Source organism: Methylosinus sp. Sm6, assembly GCF_019802345.1.
Lineage (GTDB): Bacteria > Pseudomonadota > Alphaproteobacteria > Rhizobiales > Beijerinckiaceae > Methylosinus.
The window spans coordinates 1-2,458 of the sequence record NZ_JAINDZ010000097.1 but is presented as its reverse complement, the minus strand read 5'-3'; the positions used below and the strand labels follow the sequence as shown (position 1 = coordinate 2,458).

Annotated in this window: 5 protein-coding genes; all 5 read left to right on the top strand. The window is 65.3% G+C overall.

Features of this window, described 5'->3' with window-relative positions:
- Window positions 1-131 precede the first annotated feature (131 nt).
- Window positions 132-689 carry a hypothetical protein gene (locus K3F48_RS23560; protein ID WP_255609723.1) on the top strand — a complete coding sequence of 186 codons (558 nt, stop codon included), beginning with the start codon at window positions 132-134 and terminating at the stop codon, window positions 687-689.
- A 302-nt stretch (window positions 690-991) separates the two neighbouring features.
- Complete coding sequence (locus K3F48_RS23555; RefSeq protein WP_222577873.1) at window positions 992-1,207, top strand: hypothetical protein; 216 nt, start codon at window positions 992-994, stop codon at window positions 1,205-1,207.
- A 115-nt stretch (window positions 1,208-1,322) separates the two neighbouring features.
- Window positions 1,323-1,658, top strand: coding sequence for a DUF2730 family protein (locus tag K3F48_RS23550; protein ID WP_222577872.1), 336 nt, complete (start codon window positions 1,323-1,325; stop codon window positions 1,656-1,658).
- A complete protein-coding gene (locus K3F48_RS23545; RefSeq protein WP_222577871.1) occupies window positions 1,655-1,954 on the top strand; it encodes a hypothetical protein in 300 nt (99 codons plus the stop codon). The genes K3F48_RS23550 and K3F48_RS23545 overlap by 4 nt, the downstream gene beginning before the upstream one ends.
- Before the next feature lie 4 nt (window positions 1,955-1,958).
- Window positions 1,959-2,458 (top strand): phage protein Gp27 family protein (locus K3F48_RS23540; RefSeq protein WP_222577870.1); only part of this gene is annotated, 500 nt, incomplete at its 3' end.

Below are 2,458 nucleotides of genomic sequence, written 5' to 3'. Positions count from 1 at the left end.
CGCGCCAAGGCCGCTTGTTCTGAGCGTCGCGCTCGTCATAATAAGGGAGACGCGGCCATGAGGGAGACAGCTGTCTCCCTCAATTCGGGACAAGACATCGCCTAGCTTCGGACAAACGAAGCGAGGCGGCCATGAATCCGATCAATCGCAAGTATTTCTTCGATCGCGTCCGGCACGCGCTGTTCGGCGGCCGGCTCGATATGTGGCAGGTCGACGGCCTCACGCGCATCCTCGATTATCGCGAGGCGAAATGGCCGAACATGTCGGACGCCGAGCTTGCTTATCTGCTCGCGACCGTGAAGCATGAGACGGCACACACGATGCAGCCGATCAGTGAGCGCGGGAGCCTGAGCTATCTGCGATCGAAGCCCTACTATCCCTATTACGGGCGCGGGCTGATCCAGATCACCTGGAAGAAGAACTACGAACGGTTCGGCGTCGTGAACAAGGACGACGCGCTCGGCTGGCCGAAGGCGCTGGACATCGCCTTCCGCGGCATGATCTTCGGCCTATTCACGGGCAAGAAGCTCGCCGATTACATCCTCCGGGCGCGGCCTGACTATGTCGGCGCCCGCCGCATCATCAATGGCACGGACCGCGCGAAGCTGATCGCCGGCTATGCCGAGGCGTTCCTCGACGCGCTGACGCAGAGCCGCGAGGCGCCGTCCGAGCCCGCGAGGGCCGCGTGATGGAGAGCGCGACGCTGCTCGTCGCCGGCGGCGTCCTCGGCGCGATCGTCGGCTTTTTTATCGGCTATGCCGCGGGATTTATCACCCTCGCCCGCGACCTCGTCTTTCGCCGCTGATCGGCGGCGCATTCGCGAAAGGTCACACAATGCCGGAACGGTTGAAAATCGTCTTGACCGCCCTCTTGGGCGTCGTCGCCGTCGTCGCATTCGTCTCCTGGCTGGCGACGATTGGCGCGATCCTGTCCTTCTTCCTTCGCTGATCCGCGCCGGGCGGAACCCGGCAAAGCCATTGGAAAACTCATCATGTCTCTGCCAGATGTTTCCGCCCCGCCCGGGCTCAAGGGCTATCGCACGCTGATCGTCAATGGCGCGCTCGTCGTGCTGCCGCCGCTGCTCTCCTGGATCGGCGGCGTGAACTGGTCCGACTATGTTTCTCCGGCCGCGGCGGTGGCGATCGTCAGCGCGGCCAATATCGGGCTGCGCGTCATCACCAGCACGGCGATCGGCAAGGCCGCGTGATCGGCGGCGTGATCCGCCTTTCCGACAATGCCCGCGACGCGATCGGCCTCGTCGCGGGCCTTTGCCTCGGCGGCTCGTCATGGCGGCCGTCCATGCTTTTCACAAAGGGGCTTCTATGATGGATTGGGGCACGGCGGCGCAATGGGCGGGCACGGCGGCGGCGCTGGCCATAGCGGTGTGGAGCCGCTTTTCGAACCGATCCGACGATGATGTGAAGGGCATGCAGTCCGATCTGCGGCGCCTGTTCGAGCGGGTGGACGGCGTCGAGGTGCGCATCGGCAAGATCGAGGTCGAGGTCGAGCATCTCCCCACCAAGGACGAGGTCCACGCGATCGACGTGAAGATCACCACGCTCGACGCGCGCGTCGCGGCGATGATCGAACGCGTGAACACGCTCATCAATCTCTATGAGCGCGCGCAGGATCGACTGGCGGAGGCGGAGCGCAAATGAGCATGGACGGGGTCATTCGCGAGCATGCGCGGCTCATTATCCTGCGCGATCTCGCCGAGCAGCCGGACCGGCGCTGGAACAGCGAGGCGCTGCGGGAGGACCTGGAAATGCGCTGGGCGATCACGCGCACCCGTGACTGGGTGCATGAGGAGCTGCGCTTCCTCGAGGACATGGGCGCCGTCGCGCGGGTTAAGCAGGCGAGCGTTCAGATCGCCTCGCTCACTCAAAAGGGCCTCGATCATGTCGAGGGCCGCGTCGTCATCACGGGCGTCAAACGTCCCTCGCCGGGGGCGTGACGCCATGGCGAGCGAGGGACGCGGCCGGCTCTCCTCCATCGACACGCTGCCCGAGGAGGCGCAGGAGGATATCGCCTGGGCGATGGGAGAGCTGAACAGGCGCCAGCGCACACAGGCCGAAATCCTCTCCGATCTCAACGGCCGCCTCGCCGACAAGAACCTGCCGCTGATCTCGAGGAGCGCCTTCAATCGCCGCTCGATGCGCGTCGCCAATGCGGCGCGGCGGATCGCCGAGGGACGCGCGCTGTTCGAGGGGATCGCGCCGCAGTTCACGCCGGAGCGCGTGGACGAGTCGAACATCGTCATCGGCGAGCTGATCAAGATGCTGATCGCCGAGCTGCTCGACGACGGCGCGGAGGCGCTGACGCCGAAGAACTCGATGGAGATGGCGCGGGCCTATCTCGCGACGATCCAGGGGCAGAAGCTCTCGGCCGAGCGGCGGACCAAGCTCGTCGAGCAGTTCAAGAAGGAGGCCGGCGAGCAGATCGCCAAGGTGGGCAAGGC

Bases quoted from the DNA above. Each gene is read 5' to 3' on its own strand.
- K3F48_RS23545 (WP_222577871.1), top strand. From the start codon at position 1,655: ATGAGCATGGACGGGGTCATTCGCGAGCATGCGCGGCTCATTATCCTG.
- K3F48_RS23560 (WP_255609723.1), top strand. From the start codon at position 132: ATGAATCCGATCAATCGCAAGTATTTCTTCGATCGCGTCCGGCACGCG.
- K3F48_RS23555 (WP_222577873.1), top strand. From the start codon at position 992: ATGTCTCTGCCAGATGTTTCCGCCCCGCCCGGGCTCAAGGGCTATCGC.
- K3F48_RS23550 (WP_222577872.1), top strand. From the start codon at position 1,323: ATGATGGATTGGGGCACGGCGGCGCAATGGGCGGGCACGGCGGCGGCG.